Annotated in this window: 21 protein-coding genes; 13 read left to right on the top strand and 8 right to left on the bottom strand. The window is 60.6% G+C overall.

All coding sequences use genetic code 11. The annotated features are described in order from the left end of the window. The first annotated feature begins 68 nt into the window (after window positions 1-68). A complete protein-coding gene (locus FJ964_RS25470) occupies window positions 69-380 on the top strand; it encodes an aldo/keto reductase (RefSeq protein WP_140552945.1) in 312 nt (103 codons plus the stop codon). 431 nt (window positions 381-811) lie between these two features. Here the strand turns inward: FJ964_RS25470 and FJ964_RS25480 are convergent, their stop codons facing one another. Together FJ964_RS25480 and FJ964_RS25485 are read right to left on the bottom strand one after the other, a co-directional pair. Beyond that, window positions 812-2,395, bottom strand: coding sequence for an MDR family MFS transporter (locus FJ964_RS25480; RefSeq protein WP_140553001.1), 1,584 nt, complete (start codon window positions 2,393-2,395; stop codon window positions 812-814). Between the two features lie 131 nt (window positions 2,396-2,526). Then, window positions 2,527-3,681 (bottom strand): HlyD family secretion protein, encoded by a 1,155-nt coding sequence (locus tag FJ964_RS25485; RefSeq protein WP_140552947.1) that lies wholly within the window; start codon window positions 3,679-3,681, stop codon window positions 2,527-2,529. Window positions 3,682-3,803: 122 nt separating this feature from the next. Between FJ964_RS25485 and FJ964_RS25490 the strand changes: the two genes are divergently transcribed. The 4 genes from FJ964_RS25490 (at window position 3,804) to FJ964_RS25505 (ending at window position 5,936) form a co-directional block, all read left to right on the top strand. After that, window positions 3,804-4,715, top strand: a complete 912-nt coding sequence (locus FJ964_RS25490; RefSeq protein ID WP_140552949.1) for a LysR family transcriptional regulator — start codon at window positions 3,804-3,806, stop codon at window positions 4,713-4,715. Between the two features lie 299 nt (window positions 4,716-5,014). Beyond that, complete coding sequence (locus FJ964_RS25495; RefSeq protein WP_140552951.1) at window positions 5,015-5,254, top strand: DUF680 domain-containing protein; 240 nt, start codon at window positions 5,015-5,017, stop codon at window positions 5,252-5,254. A 92-nt stretch (window positions 5,255-5,346) separates the two neighbouring features. Next, window positions 5,347-5,580 carry a DUF1127 domain-containing protein gene (locus FJ964_RS25500; protein WP_140552953.1) on the top strand — a complete coding sequence of 78 codons (234 nt, stop codon included), beginning with the start codon at window positions 5,347-5,349 and terminating at the stop codon, window positions 5,578-5,580. Beyond that, window positions 5,577-5,936, top strand: coding sequence for a hypothetical protein (locus FJ964_RS25505; RefSeq protein WP_224713259.1), 360 nt, complete (start codon window positions 5,577-5,579; stop codon window positions 5,934-5,936). The genes FJ964_RS25500 and FJ964_RS25505 overlap by 4 nt, the downstream gene beginning before the upstream one ends. Here the strand turns inward: FJ964_RS25505 and tnpB are convergent. After that, window positions 5,901-6,206: an IS66 family insertion sequence element accessory protein TnpB gene (tnpB, locus tag FJ964_RS25510; protein WP_140552955.1), complete on the bottom strand. Its 306-nt coding sequence runs from the start codon at window positions 6,204-6,206 to the stop codon at window positions 5,901-5,903. The genes FJ964_RS25505 and tnpB overlap by 36 nt on opposite strands. A 296-nt stretch (window positions 6,207-6,502) precedes the next feature. Here tnpB and FJ964_RS25515 point away from each other — a divergent pair, with 296 nt between their 5' ends. The 6 genes from FJ964_RS25515 to leuD all read left to right on the top strand — a co-directional run bounded on the left by FJ964_RS25515 (window position 6,503) and on the right by leuD (window position 13,598). After that, window positions 6,503-7,717 carry an ABC transporter substrate-binding protein gene (locus FJ964_RS25515; RefSeq protein WP_181172621.1) on the top strand — a complete coding sequence of 405 codons (1,215 nt, stop codon included), beginning with the start codon at window positions 6,503-6,505 and terminating at the stop codon, window positions 7,715-7,717. 79 nt (window positions 7,718-7,796) lie between these two features. Continuing rightward, window positions 7,797-9,692, top strand: coding sequence for an ABC transporter permease (locus FJ964_RS25520; protein ID WP_140552959.1), 1,896 nt, complete (start codon window positions 7,797-7,799; stop codon window positions 9,690-9,692). A gap of 43 nt (window positions 9,693-9,735) precedes the next feature. Next, window positions 9,736-10,482, top strand: a complete 747-nt coding sequence (locus tag FJ964_RS25525) for an ABC transporter ATP-binding protein (protein ID WP_181172622.1) — start codon at window positions 9,736-9,738, stop codon at window positions 10,480-10,482. A 2-nt stretch (window positions 10,483-10,484) separates the two neighbouring features. Continuing rightward, window positions 10,485-11,177: an ABC transporter ATP-binding protein gene (locus FJ964_RS25530; RefSeq protein WP_140552963.1), complete on the top strand. Its 693-nt coding sequence runs from the start codon at window positions 10,485-10,487 to the stop codon at window positions 11,175-11,177. 380 nt (window positions 11,178-11,557) lie between these two features. Beyond that, window positions 11,558-12,964, top strand: coding sequence for a 3-isopropylmalate dehydratase large subunit (leuC, locus tag FJ964_RS25535; protein WP_140552964.1), 1,407 nt, complete (start codon window positions 11,558-11,560; stop codon window positions 12,962-12,964). Window positions 12,965-12,971: 7 nt separating this feature from the next. Next, window positions 12,972-13,598, top strand: coding sequence for a 3-isopropylmalate dehydratase small subunit (gene leuD, locus FJ964_RS25540; protein ID WP_140552966.1), 627 nt, complete (start codon window positions 12,972-12,974; stop codon window positions 13,596-13,598). A gap of 62 nt (window positions 13,599-13,660) precedes the next feature. Here the strand turns inward: leuD and FJ964_RS25545 are convergent, their stop codons facing one another. The 4 genes from FJ964_RS25545 to FJ964_RS25560 form a co-directional block, all read right to left on the bottom strand. Further along, window positions 13,661-14,269 (bottom strand): flavin reductase family protein, encoded by a 609-nt coding sequence (locus FJ964_RS25545; RefSeq protein ID WP_140552968.1) that lies wholly within the window; start codon window positions 14,267-14,269, stop codon window positions 13,661-13,663. Window positions 14,270-14,345: 76 nt separating this feature from the next. Continuing rightward, the gene (locus FJ964_RS25550) at window positions 14,346-15,167 is read right to left on the bottom strand and encodes a fumarylacetoacetate hydrolase family protein (protein WP_140552969.1); all 822 of its coding nucleotides are present in this window, start codon (window positions 15,165-15,167) and stop codon (window positions 14,346-14,348) included. Window positions 15,168-15,274: 107 nt separating this feature from the next. After that, window positions 15,275-16,369, bottom strand: a complete 1,095-nt coding sequence (gene leuB, locus FJ964_RS25555) for a 3-isopropylmalate dehydrogenase (RefSeq protein WP_140552971.1) — start codon at window positions 16,367-16,369, stop codon at window positions 15,275-15,277. 192 nt (window positions 16,370-16,561) lie between these two features. Further along, complete coding sequence (locus tag FJ964_RS25560) at window positions 16,562-17,455, bottom strand: LysR family transcriptional regulator (RefSeq protein WP_140552972.1); 894 nt, start codon at window positions 17,453-17,455, stop codon at window positions 16,562-16,564. Between the two features lie 253 nt (window positions 17,456-17,708). Between FJ964_RS25560 and FJ964_RS25565 the strand changes: the two genes are divergently transcribed. Both FJ964_RS25565 and FJ964_RS25570 read left to right on the top strand, forming a co-directional pair. Then, entirely contained in the window at window positions 17,709-18,461 is a 753-nt protein-coding gene (locus tag FJ964_RS25565) for an SDR family NAD(P)-dependent oxidoreductase (protein ID WP_140552973.1), read from the top strand. A gap of 35 nt (window positions 18,462-18,496) precedes the next feature. Continuing rightward, window positions 18,497-19,741: an amidohydrolase family protein gene (locus FJ964_RS25570; protein ID WP_140552975.1), complete on the top strand. Its 1,245-nt coding sequence runs from the start codon at window positions 18,497-18,499 to the stop codon at window positions 19,739-19,741. Window positions 19,742-19,949: 208 nt separating this feature from the next. Here the strand turns inward: FJ964_RS25570 and FJ964_RS25575 are convergent, their stop codons facing one another. Continuing rightward, window positions 19,950-22,574 (bottom strand): EAL domain-containing protein, encoded by a 2,625-nt coding sequence (locus tag FJ964_RS25575; RefSeq protein ID WP_140553004.1) that lies wholly within the window; start codon window positions 22,572-22,574, stop codon window positions 19,950-19,952. Window positions 22,575-23,397 lie beyond the last annotated feature (823 nt).

Genomic DNA, 23,397 nt, shown 5'->3' on the forward strand with positions numbered 1-23,397 from the left:
GGGGGATCGCACCCGCCTCGCAAGGCCGGCGCGCCCACCGGCAAGGCATTCGCGAAAAGGACATCATCATGGACAGCATCATCATACAAGGCGTCGCCATTCCGCGCCTTGGCTTCGGCACCTTGCGCATGCCCGGCGTCGATGCCCAGCCCGTCGTCGAGAGCGCAATCGCACTCGGCTATCGGCATATCGACACGGCCGCGATGTATCAGAACGAGGCTGCGGTCGGGGCCGCCATCGCGGCATCCGGCATCGAGCGCAGCAAGTTCTTCGTCACCACGAGGTGTGGCACGCTGGAGGCGCTTGTCGCGCTGAAGGAGCGTGGCCTGACGTCCGCCATTGTGCGCAGCATATCGGCTTTTCCACCGACCGGATCGTGACGATCACATCAGAATTTCACGCAAGAGCGGGGTCAAACGCCGGCCGATTGTTCCAGTCGCTAAGGCCAGCAATGCGATTTCCCGTTGTTCTGCTCTTGCTCATCATCTTCGGCGGTTTGTCTGCCTTCACTCGACGGAGCCGTTGAGGATGTCCTTGACGCGGACAATGTATTCCTGGCCGCAGCACCACCTGCATCTAAGGTAAGCTGCTGGATCTCCTCGATGGTCTGTTCGCGGATGGCGCCCGTCGCCATCGCGGCCTCGTGTGCGCTCTCAATTGCGTGGCGGTGTGCCCCCATGTCCGTGAAGGCCGGGTAAAGGCCTTCCATGTCCTGGACAAGAGCCTCGCCGGCTCCGGCGCCAAAAGCCGCTCGCAATGAGCAAGGCCGCGCTGGCGAAGGTCGGGATCATTGTCGTTCCTTTCCGATCTTTCAGTGCGCGCCACCCGCCTCGATATGGCCCGGGTTGCGCAACAGCAGCGTGGCGAAGAAGGCGACGACAAGGGCTGCTCCAAGCAGATAGAAGGCGTCGCTGAAAGCCATGATGTAAGCCTGCCTTCGCACCATCTGTCCGATGGCGATGACGGCCTTGTGCATCGCGGCTGCGCGATCGCCGGCGCCATGGGCCAGGAAGTATCGGGTCAGATGCTCGATGCGCGCGCGAGTACTCTCTTCGAACAGCGATACCGACTGCACCAGCACGTTGGAGTGGAACTGCTCGCGCTTGGTCAGAAAAGTCTGCAGCATGGCGATGCCGACGGCGCCGCCGAGATTCCGGATCATGTTGAACAATGCGGAGGCAGAGCCGGCATTCTCCTGCTCGATGCCGGCCGTAGCGACCGCAGCCAGGGGTACCATGACCAGTGCCTGACCGACGGCTCGGACGACATTCGGCCAAAAGAACTGCTCCGACGCGTAGGCCGCCGTCATTTCGATGTTCATGAAATTGCTTGCCGCAAACAGCGCAAAGCCGAAGGCGACGATAATGCGCATATCGAAACGCTTCATCAACTGCGGCACCAGCGGGATCAGCACCAGTTGCGGCAGGCCTGTCCAGGCCAGCACCATGCCGATCTGCTGAGCGTTGTAGCCCTGGATGCGCGCGAGATAGACGGGCAGGATGAACACCGCCCCGTAGAGCGCAATTCCGAGCAGAAAGCTGGCCAGGATGGAGAACCCGAAATTCCAGCGGGCGAACAGTCTGAGGTTAAGCAAGGGCCTTTCGCTTCTCAACTCGATCCACAGGAAAAGCGAGAGGCTGACGAGGGCGATCATGGACAGCCGCACGATGAACGGCGAGCCGAACCAATCGTCCTTGTTGCCCTCCTCGAGCACAGTCTGCAAGGAGCCGAGCCCGATCGCCATGGTGATGATACCGGCCCAGTCGCCCTGGCGCAGCAGCGAGAGCTGCATCGGTGCCCTTTCGAGCGACACCCACAGCATGCCGACCATCAGCGCGCCGGGGACCAAGTTGACATAGAAGATGAACTGCCAGCCCCAGTTCTCGGTGAGATAGCCACCGATTGTCGGCCCGATGGCTGGTGCGAAGGTCGCCGACAGCGCGAACAGGGCAAATCCGATCGGCTGCTTCGCCTTGGGCAGGAGGGTTATGGTGATGGTGAAGGCGACCGGAATCAGCACGCCGCCGCAAAAGCCCTGCAAAGCACGCAGAACAATCATCTGCTGAAGGTTTTGCGCGAAGGCGCAGGCAACCGAGAAGGCGAGAAACAGGATTGCATTGGCCAGAAGATAGACCCGGATGGAAAAGGCCCGCGACAGCCAGCCGGTGAGCGGAATGACGACGATCTCGGCCACCAGATAGGCGGTCGATATCCAGCCGCCGTCATCGATGCCCGCGCCGATGGCGCCCTGAATGTCGGCTAACGATGCGTTGACGATCTGGATGTTGAGGACCGCCATGAAGGCGCCGAGCGTCGAGCCAATGACGGCGATCCAGGTCTTGAGCGAGGCGCAAGAGGCATCGGTGGGCGCCAGGCTCGATGCTTTGGCTGCCATTGGCGCAGGCGTGGGGTTGGTGGTGAGGGTTGCGGGCACGGCTGAATTCCTTGTTTGACGAAGAGCACGTGAGACACTGGCGTGGCGGCCACCAGGCGAGGTCCCGGAGAACCTCGCGCAGCCGCTACGAGTTACCAGCCGGCGATGATCCGGCGGCCGCTGTCCGGTTCACCCCGTTCGGCCAGGATGGTTGCCTTCGTGTCGATCGTCGGTTCCGCCGACATGCCGGCGCGCAGCTTGCCGGCGAGCCTGCCGTCGTTGATCGCGATCTTCACCGGGATGCGCTGCACGATCTTGGTGAAATTGCCGGTGGCGTTATCCGGGGGAAGCAGCGCGAACTCGAGACCGCTGGCCGGCGACACACTGTCCACGCGGCCCTTGAGTGCCACGCCGGGAAAGCCGTCGACGGCGATCTCGACCGGCTGTCCGCTCTGCACATGAGCGAGCTGTGTTTCCTTGAAATTGGCCACGACATAGATCGCATTCAGCGGCACCACCGCCATGAGCAGCGTGCCGGCCTGCACATACTGACCGACGCGAAGCGAACGGGCCCCGACGATGCCGTCGACGGGCGCTGTGATCGTGGTGTAGGAGAGATTGAGTTTCGCCTGACGCAGGGCGGCCTGGCTGCCGTTGCGCTCGGCCTCCGCCTTGCTGCGCTCCGTCGTGAGCACGTCGATCGCCTTGCGGGCCGCAACCAGTGCGGCGCGATCCCGCTGCAGTTGGGCTTCGCTTTCGCTAAGGGAGGCCGCGGCCTGCTGGGCGCGTTGGCTGGTGCCGTAGCCGCTTTTCAGCAAGGTTTTATAGCGATCACCCTCCTGCTGCGCGAATTTGAGCTTCGCCTCGGTTGCGGCGACGTTGGCCTTTTGCTGTTCGATCACCGACTGCTGCAGGCCGATCTGGGCGTCGAGATTGTGCAGCGTCGCTTCGGCTGCTTCGACCTTGGCTTGCGCTTGATCGAGCGCGGTCCTGAAATCGCGGTCGTCGATGCGGGCCAAAACCTGGCCCGTCTTGACGTGAGTGTTGTCCTCGACAAGTACCTCGGCGATGTGGCCCGAGATCTTCGGCGCGACAGCCGTATAGTCGGCCTTGATATAGGCATCGTCGGTCGATTGCAGATACTGCCCGACCGTCCAATAGTCATAGCCGTAGAGCGCAGCCGCGGTCAGGCCCGCCACCAGACCCAACCCGACAACGGTGCGCTTGATCATCGTCTTGCGGGACCGCGGCGCGGGTTTTACCTCAACCGAGTATTCTAGGATGGCTGGGTTGACGCTTACGTTCATCTGAATCTCCTCTCACGGTCGGCCCGAGTGGCCGACTGGCGTCAAGGAAGATGCAACGGCAAGCCTGATGTGATAATCGGGGAAAGAACGGAAGGATCATCCATTAGGAGCGGATAATCGGAATGGACAGGCTCACAAGCTTGACGGTGTTTGGCCGCGTTGTGGAATGCGGAGGCTTTTCCGCGGCAGCCCGACGCCTCAATATGTCTACCACGATGGTCAGCAACCACGTCCAGGCGCTGGAGGACAGGCTCGGCGTCCGCCTTCTCAACCGCACCACCCGCAAGGTGAGCCTGACCGAGATCGGCCAGGCTTACTATCAGCGTTCCTCGCAGATCCTCGCCGATCTGGAGGAGGCGGACCGCGTCGCGGGAGCGCTTCAGGCGACGCCGCAAGGCACGCTTCGCCTTCATTCCAGCATGAGCGTCATCCGTTTTCTGGCGCCGATCGTTTCCGAATTCGTCAAACTTTATCCGGCTGTTTCGGTCGATCTCACCGTCGGCGAAAGAATGGTCGACATGGTCGAGGAGGGCTTCGACCTTGACGTGCGTTCGCTGCCGCTTCCCGATTCGAGCCTGATCGTGCGGCGGCTGACCTCATGGCGCAACATCGTCTGCGGTTCACCCGGCTATTTCGAACGCCATGGAACACCGCGGCGGCCCGATGACCTCGCACGCCACAATTGCATGCGCCATGCCTCCTATCCTTTCGGTAACGAGTGGCGTTTTGAGGACCCGGACGGCGAGCCCGTTTCCGTCCGCGTCGATGGCAACCTGCTGACCAACAGCCAGGAGACGCTCAGACGCCTCGCTCTCGACGGCCGCGGTCTATTCATACCGCCGCCCTTTCTCGTGGCCGACGACCTGAGCGCCGGGCGCCTTGTCCGCGTGCTGGAGGAATATTCAGGAGTCGAGTTCGCGATCAACGCGTTCTATCCGCATCGTCACCATATCTCGGCCAAGGTCAGGACTTTCATCGATCTGTTGGCCGAGCGCTTTGCCGAACACCGCAGATGGATGGAATTGAAGTACTGAACAGCAGTCCATCGTCCCCGCCGGAAAGTCGGCGGGCTGATGTGCCTTCTGATCTTCTGGCCGGCCACATGCGGGCAAGGGCCGGAGCGATTGCCAGCACCGACATGGCAAAATCCTCGATCGGGGAGGGGTCAGCGCTGAGGCAGCGCGCCTGCTCATGATCCAATTGTCCGCTCTCGGCGGATGATCCTTTCCAATATTCGAAGATTATCCTGGGCGGATCCAAGATGCATCTTCTTGGCGAACGGGCAAGGACCTGTTCTTGAACCAAGTCCAGAACTCAATCTTAGGAGATTTCCATGAAAAAGATCGCTCTTGCCACCGCCGCGTTCCTGGCCATCACTGGCGCCGCGCTCGCCGAGAACCCGAATGTCGGCGGTTCCGACATCAATGCGATTGCCCGGGATCAGCTCGACAACACCCACACGTCCTCGATCCCGCACAGTGCAGCCTACGAACTGCTCAATGCGGGCTCCAATGCGGCCATCACGCAGGATCAGGCGGTCGAGCATCGCCGGGACCTTTTCGGCAACCGCTAGACACCGGCTCGGGCCGCCGAACCCCCAAAGCGGCGGGCTCATCCGCCGCCTTCGCCTCGGGTTCGGCCGGTCGCGAAAAAAGGAGAAATGCGATGGACGCAGTCGTCAACGGCGCCGCTTTGGAGCGGGCCGAAACAAGGAGTGCACCGCAGCGGCGTGGAGTCGAGGCTTTACAGATTCTGATGGCGCGCGTCGCGGCGATCCAGGTCTGGGTCGAAGCCGGTATGGAAAGGCGCCGGAGCCGCCGCATGCTGATGGAACTCACGGACTCGCAATTGCAAGACATCGGTCTTTCTGGCGCCGACGTTGCCGGCCGAGGACCGTGACAGGCATCAAGCACCCGGCGGGAAAACCGGAAAGCCTTGCCTTCATCAACAGGAGAAAGAACATGCAGTTCATGGTCTTGACACGTCGGCGGACGGAAAGCTTCAACGACGCGGACTACACGCCCGAGAGACTGGAAGCCGAAGCCGAAGGCGTTCGCCGGCTTTTCATGGCAAGCACCGTGCGACAAATCTGGAATCGCGGCGACATGGGCGGCGCCTGTCTTCTCATGGAGGCCGAAGGGGAGGACGAGGTTCGCTCGGTGCTCAATGCCCTTCCACTGTTCAAAAGCGGTATGCAGGAAATGGTCTCCATTGTTCCGCTACGGCCGTATAGAGGCTTTGGGCCGCGCCAATGAAAGATGTCGCGAGGCATGCATGGGCATTGACGTGGCGATATCGGGCCGCTCTTTCGTTTCGAAACTGAAGCGGCCATTCGATTTGAAGCAGCCAACGACCGGTTCGCGGCGCCTCGCACGTGTTCCACCGCGGAACACGAACAGATGGCCCGAGAACGGGGCTTTCTTCAACTGTTCCTGGATCAGCATCACGAGGGCACCCAGTTCCTTTTGCATGTCGGTGTGCCCCAATGCCAGATGCACTTTCACGCCGGCCGGAACGATGATCATGACGCCTTCTGCTTGGCCGCGAGTTGCCGCTTCACCGCGGCCGGGGTGCTGCCGGTCGGCGCAAACACGCGCCGCCCATTGTCCAGTTCGATCGCCACCATTCCGCCCGGTCCCGGGGACGGCGGAGGCGAGGTCGAAGTCCGGGCGATCAAAGCATCTCCAAACGCGATGACGTGCTGCTCATATGAGACTTCTCCCAGTCCGCTCGTTGCCGTTAGAAATTGATTGACAATAACATGTGGCCACTGGAGTGGCTCACGGCTGGGGATGCCTGTCTTCAAGGAGGAGGAGTCGAAATGCATATAAAATCATTGGCCGCCGCTGGTCTTCTGGTGGCTGCCGCTGCCACTGGTATTGTCCCGGCGTCCGCCCAGATGAAGAGCAAGCAGTTCAATATTCTGATGCTGACCGATCTTTCTTCGGTCTATTCGGAGACATCTGGTCCCGGGGACGTCGAATTTGCGAAGATGGCTGTCGACGACTTCGGCGGAAAGGTCAATGGCGTGCCGATCAACGTCATCGTCGTTGACAACAAGCTTGACCCGGCACTCTCGGTTAACAAGGCGCGCGAAATCATAGACTCGCAGGGCGTGAATCTCATAACCGACGTGTCGAGTTCCGCTGCCGCCATCGCCATAGCCAAGCTGGCCAACGAAAGGCATATTCTGACGACCTTTGTCAGCCCGGGAACCACGGCGCTAACCAATGAAGCCTGCGGCAAATACACCTGGCACTACGGGTACGATACCTCGGCGATGTCGGCGCCGATCAAGCAAATGACCAAGGACGGCACAAAGAAGTGGTATTTTATCACGGCCGACTTTGCCTTCGGAAAGTCGCTGCTGGAGTCATTTTCCAAGGCCGTCAAGGACAATGGTGGTGAGATCGTCGGCGTGGACATGGTGCCGTTTCCGAACGATGATTTCTCGAGCTATCTTCTCAAGGCGCAGGCGGCCGGCGCCGAGGCTATCGGCATCCTCGAATCTGGGCAGGATCTGCGCAACGCGGTCAAGCAGGCTCGGGAATTCGGCTTGATGGATGCCGGCATCAAGATCGTTCCAGGACAGTTGAACCTGTCCGATGTCAAGGCTCTCGGGCCCGACACCTGGGCCGGCGTGAACGCCGCTCTGATCTGGTATTGGGATCTGGACGACGAAACCCGAAAATTCGCGAAACGTTTCCACGATAAACTGAACTTCTATCCTGGTGACATACACGCGGGCAACTATTCCGCCGTTTATCAAGTGCTGAAGACCGTCCAGGAAATCGGCACGGATGATCCCGACAAGGTGACGGAGGCCCTCGAAGGCCGGGGTTTCAGCGACATGTTCACCAAGGACGCGCTCATGCGCAAACGCGACCACCTTGTGGTGAAGCGTACCTTCATCGGCCAAGTCAAGCCCGCATCGGAGGTCAAGAAGGACAGCGACTTTTTCAACATCGTCGGATCGGTTCCGGGCGACGAGGCATATTACCCGGAAGCAGAAAGCACCTGCAAGCACGATTGGTAACGGAAGAGACATGCGGCCCGCCGACGGCCTACCGCCGAAGGCGGGGCGCATTCATCCGTAACGCAACCGAGGCCGGCTAATGTCCTATTATGCGATTTTGCTCTTCAACGGACTTGTGACGGGAGGCGTCCTGGCGTTGATGAGCCTGGGAATGAGCATCATCTTCGGCATGATGCGCGTCGTCAATTTCATGCATGGCGCCATGTTCATGCTGGGCGCAATCATCGCGGTGATTCTGGGGTCGCATCTCGGTGTTTCGCTTTGGCTGGGCTTTCTTATCTCGGCTGTTCTGGTCGGATTGTTCGGCGTGGTCATGGAGCGTCTGCTCATCCGCCGCCTTTATGGCCTGGATCTCGCCTACATCCTGATCCTGACCTTTGGTCTCTCGCTCATCATCGAGGACGTCGTTCGGATATTCTACGGCGTCACCTCGGCACCGTATCTTGTGCCGGACCTTCTCAAGGGCGCCGTGAGCCTCGGCTTCGCCTCGTATCCGAAGTACCGTCTCTTCGTCGTCGTGGTGTCGATCGTTCTGTGTGCCGGCACGTATTTCGCGCTTGAGCGGACGCGCCTGGGCGCGCTGATCCGGGCGGCATCGGAGCGGCCCAATCTCCTCAAATGCTTCGGCGGCAACGTGCCTCTTCTTGTTTCCGGCACGTTCTTCTTCGCCTCCGCCCTGGCAGGACTGGCGGGAGCGCTTTCCGCGCCGATGCGCAACGTGTCGCCGTTCATGGGACAGGAGATGATCAATTTCGTCTTCGCCGTGGTCGTCGCGGGCGGAATGGGCTCGATCGCCGGATCGGCCATCATGGGCTTTGCGTCGGGTCTGGTCTCGGCCATCGCGGCGATCTTCTACGCGCCGGCGGCCTCCGCGGTCATATACATCCTCATGCTTGGCGTGCTTCTGGTGCGCCCCGGCGGGATTTTCCAGGGCATCGACATTTCGCATTTCGCACTGCATTACACGCCCATGACGGAGCGCGCCCGGCGTGTGTTCCTTAGTCGGCCTGCCGCTCTCATCGCCCTGGCGGCGGCCCTTGTGCTTCCCTGGCTGGTCTATCCGGTCCTGGCGACCGACATCGTTCTGTGGGGACTGTTTGCGCTCGGCTTCGATCTGCTGTTCGCGTTCGGCGGGCTGCTCTCGTTCGGACAGGCCGCCTATTGGGGCACCTCCGCCTATGTCACTGGGATCCTAATGGTCAAGTTCGGGGTTCCGATGGTGCTGTCGCTGCTTTGCGGTGTCGTCCTGAGTACGATCGTCAGCCTGCTTTTCGGCTTCGTCGTCGCAAGGAAGAAGGGGATCTATTTCTCCATGATCACCTTTGCGTTCGCGTCGATCGTCTATTTCGTCGTCAATCAGTTCCCCGACTACACGGGCGGCGAGGACGGGCTGCACGGGCTTGTTCGCCCGACCCTGCTGGGTTTGGACCTCAAGAACGACCGGGTCTTCTATTATGTGTGCCTGGCCGCCGCAGTGGTGGTGGTCTACGCCATCCTCCGGCTTCTCAAGTCGCCTTTCGGCCTTGCGCTTCTCGGCGCCCGCGAGAACGAGCAGCGCATGACGAGCGTCGGCTACAGCGTCTATGGCTTGAGGGTGAAGGCGTATGTGTCTTCGGCCCTGGTGTGCTCGATCGGTGGTGCCCTCTATGCCCTCAACCATCAATTCGTCACGCTTGAAATGGTGGGATGGCGCGCCTCGGGCGAGCCTATCATGATGACGCTTCTCGGCGGGGCCGGCACCATCTTCGGCCCGTTTCTCGGCAGCGGCATCGTCTTGCTCATGCGCAACACATTGTCGTCGATCACGGACAACGGCAGCCTGTTCCTCGGCCTTCTGTTCGTGGCCGTCGTGCTCCTGTTCCGGCGCGGGATACTGGGCGAGCTCGTGCATCATTCGGTCGACCGCGCCGCTTCATCCGATATGGCGGCAAAACCGGACCGCATCGTAGCAACCGGAGACGTGGCGGATGCCTGATGCTGGCGTTAGTAACTGCGTGCGCGGGGTGGGGTCGACGGACATGCCCCTGCTCGAACTGCAGTCTGTCACAATGAGCTTTGGCGGCTTCACGGCCATCAACGACCTCAGCCTGAAGTTCGAGAAGAAGCCGGTTTACGGGATCATCGGGCCGAACGGCGCCGGCAAGACGACCCTGTTCAATATCCTGAGCGGTTTTTATCGACCCAGGCGTGGCCGTCTGCTGTTCAACGGCGAAGACATGACGCCTTTTCGTTCCGAGCAGTTTGCCCGGCGCGGGATCGTTCGAAGTTTCCAGATTACAAGCATCTTTCCCAACTTGACGGTCATCGACAATGTCGTCCTGTCGGTGCAGCAGCGGGCCGATGGAGGCATAAAGGCCTTCGCGAAGGCCAACTGGCACGACAATCACCGACCTGAAGCGAACGCCTTGCTGGATCAGGTCGGCATTCCGCCATCTCTGCGCGGGCGGCCGGCGAGTGATCTTCCCTACGGGCGCAAGCGGGCTCTGGAACTGGCCATATCGCTGGCGGCACACCCGAAGATCCTTCTTCTCGACGAGCCGACTGCGGGAATGACGACCACGGACGTGTCCCGCACGACCGAGCTGATCGCTCAGCTGTCAGCCGAGCGCACAATCATCGTCGTGGAGCACAACCTTGGAGTCATCGCGCACGTCGCCGACGAGATCATCGTGCTGCAACAGGGCGCTCTCCTCGCGCGCGGGCGCTATGACGAGGTGCGCAAAGACTCCCGCGTGATCGAGGCCTACCTGGGAAAACGCCATTGAGCATGCTGGAGATAAGAAGTCTCGATGCCTATTATGGCGAAAGCCATATATTGCAAGGCGTCGAACTGTCCGTGGAAGCGGGCGAGGTCGTCACGCTGGTGGGTCGCAACGGCGCCGGCAAGACCACTCTGCTGAAATCCATCATCGGCGATATACCGCGCCGAACGGGGAGCATCCATTTCGACGGTTCGCAAATCATCGACCTTTCACCCGAGCGTATCTGCAGAAGGGGGATCGGCTTCGTGCCGGAGGATCGCGGCATATTCTCGACGTTGAACGTCTACGAGAACCTGACGATCGGTCGGCCACATGGAAACATGGGATGGCCGCTCGAGCGGATCTACCGGCATTTTCCAATCCTGGAAGCCCGGCGCTCACAAAAGGCGGCATCGCTCTCCGGAGGAGAAAAGCAGATGCTGGCGATAGCGCGCCCTCTTTATATGGGCGCGTCGTTCCTGCTGCTTGACGAGCCGACGGAGGGCCTGGCCCCGGTGGTGGTCGATGCGATCGGCGCGATCATCAGGGATATCAAGTCGACCGGGCTGACAATCCTCCTCGTAGAGCAGAATCTTCAGTTCGCGGCCGAGGTCGCGGACAGGTACTACATGATCGAGAACGGGAAAATGGTGAAGGAACTGACGAAACTCCAGATGGCCGATGAGGAACAAAGCCTGCTCGATCATCTTGGCGTTTGACAGCTTCGTGGTATTTCCCATCGAAAAGCCGCGCCCGAATTGACCTTGGGAGCAGTCTTTCAAGGTCGTTGTGAGCCCCGACCGGGGCACTGTCCGGCGCCATGCGCCTCATGCTGACGGAGAGGGCGAACGCATCCGGCCAACCCACTGATTTGCCGAGGCGATTGGGCTGGCACGATCGACTGGGCGATCCGCATCGTGGTTCGCGACGGACGCATGTCGAAATGAGCCTTCAAGACGGCGGAGCCGACTTTTAGATTGCTGGTGGCCTGAAACGTGCGGGGAACTCGCCGGCGACGAGCGTCTGGTGTCCAGCCGCGAGCGCTGTCCAGCGAGCGTCCGCGGCATGTGCAGCCAGGCCCCGTCGCGAAGAGGTTACCATGGCGAAGACACTGTATGAAAAAATCTGGGATGCACATGTGGTCAAGCCGCTGAGCGACAACAGGGCCATTCTGTTCGTCGATCGGCATCTGGTTCACGATGGTGTCGCGACCTACGCGTTTTCAGGCCTGCATACGCACGGGCGCAAGGTGCATCGCCCCGACCTGACCATCGGCGTTGCCGACCACGTCGTCCCCACGACGCCGCGCGTCAATGGGATCGCCTATAAGGACGAGGACGCCCGCAAGATGGTGCAGGACATCGAGGCCTATTGCCGGGAGGCCGGCATCGACGTCTATTCGGTCGGCAACCGCCGCCAGGGCATTGTCCACGTGATCGGGCCGGAACTTGGCTTTGTGCTACCTGGCGCGCTGCTGGTGTGCGGCGACAGCCACACTTCCACCCACGGCGCCCTCGGGGCACTCGCTTTCGGCATCGGCATCTCCGAAGTCGAGCATGTGCTGGCGACACAGACCATCGTGCAGCGCAAGTCCAAGTCGATGCGTGTCAACGTGAAGGGCGAACTGCCCCCCGGCGCCACGGCGAAGGACCTGATCCTGTCCATCCTGCACACGATCGGCGTGGCGGGCGGCACCGGCCACGTCATAGAATACCAGGGCGAGGCGGTTCGGGCGCTGACCGTGGAACAGCGCATGACGCTGTGCAACATGTCGATCGAGGGCGGCGCGCGCGCCGGCATGGTGGCGCCCGACGAGAAGACCATTGCCTATCTGGAGGGGCGCAAATACGCCCCGACGGGCGAGATGTGGGAGCGGGCGGCGGAATGCTGGCGCTCGCTGAAATCCGATCCGGACGCGATCTTCGACACGGATGTCGAAATCGCCGGGGCCGACGTGATACCCTTCGTCACCTGGGGAACCAATCCCGGTCAATCGCTGCCGATCGTCGGCAAGGTCCCGGATCCGTCGTCCTGCGATAGCGAGAGCGAGCGGGCCAGCACCCAGAGCGCGCTCGACTATATGGGCCTGCAGCCCGGGCAGGCGCTGACCGACATCCGCGTCGACCACGTCTTCATCGGCTCATGCACCAACGGCCGCATCGAGGATTTGCGTGAGGCGGCCGCGGTGGTGCGGGGGCGCAAGGTGGCCGATGGCACGAGCGCCTGGATCGTGCCCGGTTCGGGGTCGGTCAAGGAGCAGGCGGAGCAGGAAGGTCTCGACCGGATATTCATCGAGGCTGGTTTCGACTGGCGCGAGCCCGGCTGCTCGATGTGCCTGGCGATGAACGGCGAGCGGCTGAAGCCCGGCGAACGCTGCGCTTCGACATCCAACCGCAATTTCGAAGGGCGACAGGGGCGCGGGGCGCGCACGCATCTCATGAGCCCAGCCATGGCCGCGGCCGCGGCGGTCACGGGCCACCTGACAGATGTGCGCGAACTGATCTGAGGCAAACATGGAACCGATCTCCAGGCACAGCGGCATCGCCGCGCCCTTTCCGATGTCCGACGTCAACACGGACCTGATCTATCCCCAGCAATTCCTGCGCAAGCCGGATCGCAATGCGATGGCACCGTTCCTGTTCCACAGCCTGCGCTATAGATCGGACGGCACGCCGAATCCGGATTTCATACTCAACAAGGAACCCTACGACGAGGCGACGATCATCATCGCGGGGCGTAATTTCGGCTCCGGTTCGTCGCGCGAGCACGCGCCCTGGGCACTGAAATCATTCGGCATACGCTGCCTGATCTCTTCCATGTTCGCTGATATTTTCAAGGCGAACTGCATCAACAACGGCATTGTTCCCGCGACCGTCAGCGAGGAGGTGTTGGCAGAATGCCTTCGCGCGGCCGCCAACCCGCAGGAGGCGCGCTTCACCGTAGACCTGGAAAGGCGCGAATTCAGGAATCGACGGCTCGGCACGGTGCCGTTCGACATTTCAGATTCCGACCGCGACCGGCTGCTCAAGGGCAACGATTTTATCGACGATACGCTGGCGGAACTGTCGGCGATCGAAAGTCATGAGAAAGCCTCAGCGGAGGCGATGCCATGGCTCAATCTCGGGGCTTCAGCCAAATGATCCCAAGAGCCGAGCAGCGTTGCCGGCCGCGTCCATATCGAAAAGCTGAAAGGTGGTCCGGCTCAGGGCAGCAGGCGGGCGACGTCGAAAATGTCGTCGGAAATGATGTAGCCGTTACCCTGCATGCGCCCGACGATGCGCATCTTCTCGGTGTCGACATAGAATCGTTCCGGATCGGTCAGCAAATCGTCTCGGATATGCATGACTTGCACGAGGCCGAGGATCAGGGACCGGTACGGGCCGAGCTCGACGATCTGCATCAGCTTGCACTCGAAGGATACCGGGCTTTCTACGATGCGTGGCGCGCCGATCGACAGCGACGGACTGGAGGTCAGCCCCGAGGCGCTGAATTCATCGATGCCTGGGCCGTATTCGGTGGCTGTGGCGTTCATCGCCTGCAACCGGTCCTCATCGACCAGGTTGACGACAAATTCGCCGGTGGCACGGACGTTACGGCCGGTGTCCTTGCGGTCACCCGGCGTCCGGTCGTTGATCGAAAATCCGACCACCGGCGGCTCCTCACCGAAGACATTGAAGAAGGAGAACGGCGCGGCGTTGCGCTCGCCGGTTTCGCTGATGGTGGAAACCCAGGCGATCGGACGGGGCGTGATGGTGGAGGACAGGAGCTTGTAGCGCTCGATGGGCTTCAGCTCGGAAAAATTGAAATGCATGCCTGCTCCGGTAGGTTTCGAAATCGGCGGTCTCGGCGTCCGTTCGCCGGGTCCGCTACGCCTGTATGCATTCCTGTCACTGTTCGCCAAGGCCCTCGATGCCCAAGGTAATAACGTCGCCAGCCTTGAGGAAGACATTGGGATTCTGGCCGAGCCCGACGCCGGGCGGCGTGCCGGTGGAGATGATGTCGCCGGGACGAAGGCTCATGAACTGTGACAGATAGGAAACCAGGTAGCGCACGCCGTAGACCATGGTGGCCGTCGAACCGTGCTGAAAGCGTTTGCCGTTGACCTCGAGATGCATTTTCAGGGCTTGCGGGTCGCAGACCTCATCGGCTGTGACCAGCCATGGACCGATCGGGCCGAAAGTGTCGGCCGACTTGCCCTTCGTCCACTGGCCTTGTCGTTCGGCCTGGAAGGCGCGTTCGGACAGATCGTTGACCACGCAATAGCCGGCGACATGGTCCATCGCGTCGTCTTCGGAGACGGACGTCGCCATCTTGCCGATGATGACGCCGAGTTCGACTTCCCAGTCGGTCTTCTCGGAACCGCGCGGAATCTCGACCCGGTCACACGGCCCGATGATCGCCGACGTCGCCTTCATGAAGATGATCGGCTCAGGCGGCACCGTAGCGCCGGTTTCTTCCGCGTGGTCGAAGTAGTTCAGCCCGATGCAGATGAATTTGCCGGTGCCGGCAACACAAGGACCGACGCGCGGATTGCCGCCGACGACCGGGAGGGTTGCCATATCGAGGGTGCGCAGCGCATCGAGACCCTCGGGAAACAGCGTCCGGCCGGCAATGTCGGCGACATGACCGGAAAGGTCGCGAATCCGGCCATCGCTGTCGAGAATGCCGGGCTTTTCCGCGTTCGGCTCGCCGTATCGCAGCAATTTCATCGCGTGTCCTACTCCATTGAATTTCTGCCCGGGATTTTCGGTCTGTCAGGAAGCGTGAAATCGATATGCCCGGGCAGGAGATCGGCGCCCGTGATACCAGGGCAAGCTCAGCCGACCGCGCGCGTGCTGGCTTGAGCCTGGAAGGCTTTTACAACGGCGTCGCCCATTTCGCTGGTGGCGACCTGACGGCAGCCGGGCCGCATGATGTCGGCGGTGCGGTAGCCGGCGCCAAGCACCGAGCGGACTGCCGCCTCGATGCGCGCCGCCTCGTGTTCCAGAGAGAAGGAATAGCGAAGCATCAGCGCTGCCGAGAGAATTGCCGCAAGCGGATTGGCGATGTTGCGGCCGGCGATGTCCGGCGCGGTGCCGTGGACGGGCTCGTAGAGACCCTTGTTCCCGGCACCCAACGAGGCCGACGGCAGCATGCCGATCGAACCGGCCAGCATCGCCGCGGCATCGGAGAGGATGTCGCCGAAGACATTGCCGGTGACGATGACGTCAAACTGCCTGGGATTGCGGATCAGCGCCATGGAAGCCGCATCGACATATAGATGTGTCAGTTCCACATCCGGATAGTCCTTGCCGACGCGGGTCATCACCTCGCGCCACAGCATCATTGTCTCCAGCACATTCGACTTGTCGACAGAGCACAGCTTTTTGCTGCGCTTCCGCGCCACCTGAAATCCCACATGGGCGATACGTTCTATCTCGCTCTCGGTGTAGCGCATTGTATTGATGCCTTCGCGCTCGCCGGCCAAATTGACCGAGATGCCGCGCGGCTCGCCGAAATAGAGATCGCCATTCAACTCCCGCAGGATCAACATATCGACCCCCTCGACCACTTCCGGCTTCAGTGTGGATGCGTCGAGCAATTCGGGATAGAGCAGCACCGGACGAAAATTGGCATAAAGCGACAGTGCCCGCCGGAGCCGCAACAGCCCGTTGCCAGCACCCTCGGCCGGCGGACGGTGTTCGTCGGCGGGCACACCGGTGCCGCCGAGCAGAATGGCGTCAACCTCGCGGCAGAGCTCAAGCGTTTTTTTCGGCAACGCATCACCGACCGTCTGAATGCCTTCGTCACCGATGACGCCTTCTATCATCTCGAAGGCGAGGCCCTCGCCGGCGAGTACGCGCAACACCTTGACCGCCTCGGCGGTCACCTCCTTGCCGATTCCGTCGCCGGGAAGTACCGCGATTTTCACGTCCTGTTTCTCCAGATAGATTTCACAGGAGCGCAATCCACCACGGCCCGCGCCCTGTCCGGCGTCTTATAGGTCTGCCGCTAGAATTCTCGAAGTCGTCCTTCGGAAGCCGTCCATCGCCATAGGCGAATGCGCCTCGACGGCCGCCGGCCCACCGCTCCGACGACGAAGGTGGCTGAGATGAGCGCGGCCTTACCGGCTCTCGCTGTTGGTAAGGTGGTTGAGCAGCAGGCGCACGGGCGCCGGCATGGTCTGGCTTTCCTGCACACAAAGGTTCCACTGTCGCTCGGCCCAGGATTCGTCAAGGACGATGGCGACGGTGTTGCCGCTGGTCACGTAGCGCTCGGCGCACTTCTCGGGCACCAGGCCGATGCCCAGCCCGGCTTCGACCATGCTGAATACGGTTTCGAAACCGTTGACGCGGACCGGCATCCGCAACGAGCGGGTGAGTTCGGAGGCAGCGCGGAGCACGAGCGAGTCGAGGAAGGATCCCTTCATCGGCCCGATGAGATCGAAATCCGTGAATTCGGCAAACTTGATGATCGCGCGGTCCGCAAGCGGATGGTCCTTGTGAACGAGAGCGACAATGCGGTCGACCCGGTAGGGAATGATCTTCAAGCCTTGGCGCGGCACAACGCCGCCGAACACGCCTATGTCTGCGGCGTTCTCCGCCACTGCCTCGACGGCCTGCTGGCTGGTGCCTTCCTGCAAGTCGATGCGCACGCCGTTATGCAGGGCGAGGAACTCGCCAAGATCGCGCGGCAGGTGCTGGATGATGGTGGAAACGCTGGCATGGACGCGGACGTGGCCGCGCATGCCGCTGGCATGGTGGGACAGTTCGGATTCCATCTGGCGCAGATCGCGCATGACCACACGGGCGTGATGCAGCAGCGAATAGGCGGCCGCGGTCAGTTCCAGCCCCTTGGAATTGCGCACGAACAACGGAGTCTTCAGCCGGACCTCAAGATCGGAAATGCGCTTGCTGACTGCCGACGCAGCTATGTGTTCGCGATCGGCGGCCTTGGCTATGCTTTGCTCTTCACAAACGGCTACGAACAATTCCAATGACAATAGGTCGAAACGCACTCGTCACACAGCTCCATGCTTGGATTGCCCGACCGCTATTCACGATCCTCGCGCCAGGAAGGGATCGACGATCGCGACCGTTCAGTTGCGCGGGCTCATCGCGGATCACGACGCACGCATTCCCAATCAAGTCTTCGCGCTGCCCGCCCTGTCTCCAATAAGGTCGTATTCCGGTTTGGCAGAAAACACAAAACGAAATTGCCCGATGCGGTGAAGCCGGGATGCCACCGGAAAGGACAGGATCCATCCATACATGAACCAGTATGATCTCAAAGGCCGCACCGCGATCGTCACGGGCGGTGCTCAAGGTATCGGCTTTGCCGTCGTCGAGCGTATGCTCGAGTCGGGTGCGCACGTCTCCATTTGGGACCGCGATGAGACGGTGCTGAGCGCCTGCGCTGACGAACTGGGACAGCACGACCGCGTGCACTGCCTGAAAGCCGATATCGGTGTGCTTGCCTCCGTGGAGGCGGCGGCGAAGGCGACGCTCAAGCGCTATGGCAGGGTCGATATCCTAATTAACAACGCCGCTGTCGTTGGCCCCAATATGCCGACCTGGGAGTATCCGCCGGATGCCTTCGCAGAGGTGTTCCAGGTCGGCCTCAATGGCACCTTCCACTGCTGCCGTACCATCGTGCCGCACATGATTGAGAAGGGCTACGGACGCATCGTCAATCTCAGCTCCATCGCCGGCAAGGAAGGCAATCCCAACGCGGTCGCCTATTCGTCGATGAAAGCCGGCGTGATCGCGCTGACCAAGTCGCTGGGCAAGGAGTTGGCAGACCGCAACATTGCCGTTAACTGCGTGACCCCGGCCGTCGCCAAGACACCGGGGGCGATGGCCCAGGCGCCCGAACACATTGCCTACATCCTTGGGAAGATTCCGCGCGGGCGCATGCTCGAACTGAGGGAGGCAGCGTCCATGATCTGCTGGCTGGCGACCGAGGAAAATTCATTCACCACCGGTGCGGTCTTCGACCTGTCGGGTGGACGGGCGACGTACTAGGTCGGCTATAACAGACAATCGAAGAGGAGATCCCCATGCATTCATATGTTTTCGAAAACGCGCGCGTGCTTGACGGTTCCTCGCAGGAAGGGGAGTACGACCGTCACGTGCGGGTTTCGGAAGGTCTGATCGACGAAGTTTCCGAGGCGCCGATCAAGGACACAAACGCGATTAGGATCGACCTAAGGGGCAAGACGCTGATGCCCGGCCTGATCGATTGCCACGTCCACGTCTATTCGGCGGCTGAAGATCCGTCCACCAGTTCGCGTATGCCCAACGAACTGGTTGCGCTGCATGCGGCCAAGATCGTCAAGGGCATGCTGACGCGCGGCTTCACGACGATCCGCGATGTGGGAGGCGCAACGCTCGGCTTCAAACATGCGCTCGAGGCGGGTCTGATCGAGGGCCCGAGGCTGACCATGTGTGGCAAGGCCTTTGTCCAGTCCGGCGGCCATACCGATCCGCGCGAGCGCGGCGAACTGATCTCGGCCGAGACCTTCAACAATCAGCTCGGCAATGTGTCGAAGATCGTCGACGGCGTTGACGAATGTCGCCGCGCTGCGCGCGAAGAGATCCGTAAGGGAGGGCAGTTCATTAAGGTGATGGCCGGCGGTGGCGCGGCGCAGCTGCGGATGCCACGCTCATGGAATGCCTATTCGATGGACGAGCTTCGCGCCTTCCAGGAGGAGGCGGACAATGCCAAGACCTATGTTTGCGTGCACGCCCACTCCGACGAATCGATAGCACGCGCGTTGGCTTGCGGGATCAAATCGATAGAGCACTGTACGCTGATCACCCCCGAGACGGCCGCGATCATGGCCGAGAAGGGAGCCTATTCGACACCGACGATCAGCGCGTACGAGGCGCAGATCATCGAAGCAGAAAGGCTGGGTCTCGATACGGGTGCCGTCGAGCGCCTGAAGTGGGTGCGCGATCGTGGACCGGAATCGCTGGAGATTATGCACAAGGCCGGCGTGAAGATCTGCCACGGCTCGGACCATCTCGGCTTCCTGCACCCGTACCAGAACCTGGAATTCAATATCCGCGCAGAGGCGCTGCCGGCCATCGAGGTAATACGCTCGACCACCCTTAACGCGGCTGAATTGTGCCTGATGCCCGGCAAGGTCGGCACCATTGCCGCGGGTGCTTATGCTGACATGATCGTAATCGACGGCGATCCGCTTAAGGACATCTCGCTGCTCGGCGACGAAGGCAAAGCCTTCCAAGCGATTATGAAGGGTGGTGTATTCTACAAGAACGAACTTGCCATCAGCCGTTGACGCATTCGACCGAGATGAGGGCTGCAGCGGAGGCGAAGCGGCGCTTCCGAGCGGATTTGCGGCCAGGGGAACTCCGAGCATTCCTCCCACGCCTCGCTGTGGAGAAATAGACCGTGCCTGAAGCCGCAGAGGCAGCGAAAGCCCTGTGGGAAAGACAGCCGCGACCGCAATCGCGGAGCCGTGATGATCGTCACGGCATGGATCGATCTCAGGATGCTGAGCGCATTCGCCGGCTGCCTAAAAACTCCATGATCTTGTACGCACTCATCGGTCGGCTGAGCGCATACCCTTGCAAGATGTCGCAGCCCAAATCCTTGAGGATCTTGGTCTGCAGCATTGTCTCGACACCTTCGGCGATGACTTCCACCCCCAAGGACCTTCCAATCTGCACAATCGATTCTACGACCTCGCGCTGCTGGACTGACTCTGCGATTGGACTAATTAGCTGGCGTGCAATTTTCAGCCGTCGTGGTTGCAGTTTGAGCAAGCTGACAATGGAGGCGTGGCCGGTGCCAAAATCGTCAATTTCGATGTCGATTCCGAGTTCCTTGATCTGGTTGACGTTCCACACCATAAGCTCATCGTTGTCGTCGAGGAAAATCGATTCCAGAAGCTCGAACGAAACGGTTCCTGGTTTTATTGACAGTGAAGTCAGGCTGTTGATCAGTTCCTCATCCTGCAGCCGTCTCGCAGAGACGTTCACGGAGACGTGCGGAACCAGCAGCCGTGCTTTCTGCCACTGATCAAAGTCGTGGAGAGTTTGTTTGAGCATCAGTCGGTCAATAACCGAAACGACATTCAATTCTTCCGCAATTTTCAGGAACTTACCTGGCAGCTGAAGTCCGTCGATCGGATGGTTCCAGCGCGCCAGCGCCTCCACGCCGGCAACCTCCAACGTTTTGGCGTCGAATTGCAGCTGGTAGTGCGGAACAAACTCGTTGCGTTCCAACCCTCCGAGGATTTCATCGGCCACCCGTTTGGTCCGAACGATCTCGGACTGGAGATCTTCGGTGAAGAACTCATACCGATTGCGTCCTCGGCCTTTGGCCCGATAGAGCGCTATGTCCGCGTTGACCATCAGGCGTGGGCCGTCAATGGGACGGCCCCCATCGACTGCGATCCCGATGCTGACCCCAATACGGCACTGGTGGTCATTATAGGGAACCGGCTGCCGCAGTCGCTGTATGATCCGGTTCGCCAACTGTTTGAGTTGCTCCATTGAGATGTCGCGGCTGCAGACTACGACAAACTCATCGCCTCCGACTCGGGCAACGAAATCTGCCGACCCAACAGTCGATGTCAGCACCTTCGCGGTATGGATCAGCACGGCGTCGCCGACGGCATGGCCAAGCGTGTCATTGATCTGTTTAAAGCGATCGAGATCAAGATGCAGAAGCGCGGCGCCGCTGCCAGCCGTCGATACTGTAGCGGCCTGACGATCGAGGACCGTGTCGAGGTGGCGGCGATTTGGAAGGCCGGTCAGAGAATCGTGAAGCGCTGTATGTTCATTGCGCGCCGTCGCCGCCTCTAGCTCAGCATTCTTCGTTTCGGCGAGGTTTTTTGCCCGTTCCAACTCCAGCGTCAGGGCGACGTCCGCCGTCACGTCCCATTCCGCTCCGACCATTTTGTGGTCAGTGCCGTCCTTGTAACTCTTGGCACGCGCGCGAAGATGTCGAATAGCTCCGTTGGGAAGCATTACACGATATTCCGAAGAGTATATGCCGGTCGCTATCCCCTGCGCGAAATCCCGCTTGGCCTGTTCACAATCGTCGGGGTGGATTGATCTTGACCACTCTTCGAAGGTTCTCAGTTTGCCATCTGCCGGCTTTCCATAGATTTCGTTCAGGCGGTCGTCCCAGTATATGATGTCCGCGTCGAGATCCTGTTCCCAGACGCCAATTTGCGAGGCATCAAGGGCAAGCTCCAGCCTCTCTGAAAGCTGTGCAAGCCGTCGTTCGCTCCGGCGCAGATCGGCGTAATGCTTATGCCGTTGTTCGAAAAGCCGTCCCGCAATGACAATCGGAACCACGACTAGAGCGCCGCCGATGAGCATTGCCAGTCGCAAAATCCAAGCGTTCCGGGGTGTCGCATTCCAGCCACCCTTGGGAACGGCGGAAATCTGCCACGATCCTGTCGGCAACCGCACCTCCGCCGTAACGGGGTTGTCTTCCGCCACCCGCGCCGGGCCGAAAAATCGCGCGCCGCTTCGGCCCAGAGCGTCCTTGCCCGTCAGAGCGATCTCGATCGACAGTCTCTTGTCTAAAAGACCGCTGTCCTCGTACAGCTTCTGAATGTCGATTACCGCAGCCATAATGCCCCAGAACGTCTCGGTAGGGCGATCAGGGTCAAGGAAGACGGGAAATCGGCCGATAAAGGCCTGACCTCCTTGCTTGAGCTCCACCGGTCCGGCCAGAACCAGTTGTTTGGTATCGCGCGCCCGAAGTGCCGCTTCACGCAATTCTTCATCCTTGCGAAAGTCCAATCCAACGGCCTTTTCATTGCCTTCCATTGGATACATCAACGAGATGACCAGGCCGGGGGCAGCGGCAATGTTTCTGACCTGTGTCTTCTCGCGAAAGAGGCTCTTTGCCAGCTTGGCAAAGCGGGTTTGGCTCATATTCGGTTCGGTAACGATGGTCGCGATCAGACCGCGCGTCAGTTGAAGGTCTCCATTGACATTGCCCTCGAGATTGGCGCGGACGAGGTTCATCTCCTTCGCAACGTCGACGCGCAATGCCTGTTCGGCAACAATGCTATTTTGATGATCAGCATAGATTCCCGCACTTAACAGCACGACAAGGGCGACCACAGCCGGAAGACTGGTCCAGGTCATCAAGGTACGGAAGCGCTGATGAATGGCAAATGGCAAGGTGGAATCTCGGTCGGTGCAACCTTCCGACTGTTACAGAGTATAGGAGAAGACTTAATCGAACCTTGGTTCCTCTGCTCAAAATTTAGAAAGGCCGCTGGTGATCAACGCTGATCTGTCGGTCCGGACGATAGATCGAGGAGGAAAGCGAAAACGGTCGGAAGCGCGTGTCGCGCCAAGCGCTGGCAGTCGCGACGGCGCTGGCGTCGCTCGTCACCGCCTATTGGTCCGACATCTGGCGCGTGCTGCGGGGAGGATGGTTCGCTCCCGCTATGGAAAGGTGGCGGGCTTTTGCAGTCCGGTGGAACCCGACCTGATGACAATCGTTCTGTGCGGCAACATTTGCGCGGTACCGTCTAGTCAGGGCAACGATGCGAGAAGGTCAACGGCTCACCGAGAAGGAAAGACGAGACAGAAAGGAGCGCACCTCGGATGCTGCGCGGGAACTGATGGAGGTCGAGCGCGTGGCGCGGGATGCGAAGGCAGCTCGGCTCCGGGAGCAGCGGTTGAAGGCTGAGATACCTTGCGCGAGACCAGCACCTAAGAACAAGCGCAAGAAGGCGGGGCGCTGATAGCGGCCTCACCCGCACGGCTCTTCGTTCGTTTGACCGATGCTGGAGATCCGGAGGATTTCAAAACTGAAGCGAAGGGGACTCTTACCAAACCTAAAAGTCCGTCCTGGAGTTTCTTTCCTGCTCGCTGGCTCCAGCTAGCGGTTTTTTCTTTCGGCCCGGAACGTCCAATGCCGTGAGAGGTTAGGCCTCTGGCCGATGCCCCTCCCTCCCTC

Origin of the sequence: Mesorhizobium sp. B2-3-2 (assembly GCF_006442295.1) — a bacterium.
GTDB lineage: Bacteria > Pseudomonadota > Alphaproteobacteria > Rhizobiales > Rhizobiaceae > Mesorhizobium.

Coding starts and splice junctions, on each gene's coding strand:
- FJ964_RS25470 (WP_140552945.1), top strand. CDS start 69: ATGGACAGCATCATCATACAAGGCGTCGCCATTCCGCGCCTTGGCTTC.
- FJ964_RS25480 (WP_140553001.1), bottom strand. CDS start 2,395: ATGGCAGCCAAAGCATCGAGCCTGGCGCCCACCGATGCCTCTTGCGCC.
- FJ964_RS25485 (WP_140552947.1), bottom strand. CDS start 3,681: ATGAACGTAAGCGTCAACCCAGCCATCCTAGAATACTCGGTTGAGGTA.
- FJ964_RS25490 (WP_140552949.1), top strand. CDS start 3,804: ATGGACAGGCTCACAAGCTTGACGGTGTTTGGCCGCGTTGTGGAATGC.
- FJ964_RS25495 (WP_140552951.1), top strand. CDS start 5,015: ATGAAAAAGATCGCTCTTGCCACCGCCGCGTTCCTGGCCATCACTGGC.
- FJ964_RS25500 (WP_140552953.1), top strand. CDS start 5,347: ATGGACGCAGTCGTCAACGGCGCCGCTTTGGAGCGGGCCGAAACAAGG.
- tnpB (WP_140552955.1), bottom strand. CDS start 6,206: ATGATCATCGTTCCGGCCGGCGTGAAAGTGCATCTGGCATTGGGGCAC.
- FJ964_RS25515 (WP_181172621.1), top strand. CDS start 6,503: ATGCATATAAAATCATTGGCCGCCGCTGGTCTTCTGGTGGCTGCCGCT.
- FJ964_RS25520 (WP_140552959.1), top strand. CDS start 7,797: ATGTCCTATTATGCGATTTTGCTCTTCAACGGACTTGTGACGGGAGGC.
- FJ964_RS25525 (WP_181172622.1), top strand. CDS start 9,736: ATGCCCCTGCTCGAACTGCAGTCTGTCACAATGAGCTTTGGCGGCTTC.
- FJ964_RS25530 (WP_140552963.1), top strand. CDS start 10,485: ATGCTGGAGATAAGAAGTCTCGATGCCTATTATGGCGAAAGCCATATA.
- leuC (WP_140552964.1), top strand. CDS start 11,558: ATGGCGAAGACACTGTATGAAAAAATCTGGGATGCACATGTGGTCAAG.
- leuD (WP_140552966.1), top strand. CDS start 12,972: ATGGAACCGATCTCCAGGCACAGCGGCATCGCCGCGCCCTTTCCGATG.
- FJ964_RS25545 (WP_140552968.1), bottom strand. CDS start 14,269: ATGCATTTCAATTTTTCCGAGCTGAAGCCCATCGAGCGCTACAAGCTC.
- FJ964_RS25550 (WP_140552969.1), bottom strand. CDS start 15,167: ATGAAATTGCTGCGATACGGCGAGCCGAACGCGGAAAAGCCCGGCATT.
- FJ964_RS25565 (WP_140552973.1), top strand. CDS start 17,709: ATGAACCAGTATGATCTCAAAGGCCGCACCGCGATCGTCACGGGCGGT.
- FJ964_RS25570 (WP_140552975.1), top strand. CDS start 18,497: ATGCATTCATATGTTTTCGAAAACGCGCGCGTGCTTGACGGTTCCTCG.
- FJ964_RS25575 (WP_140553004.1), bottom strand. CDS start 22,574: ATGACCTGGACCAGTCTTCCGGCTGTGGTCGCCCTTGTCGTGCTGTTA.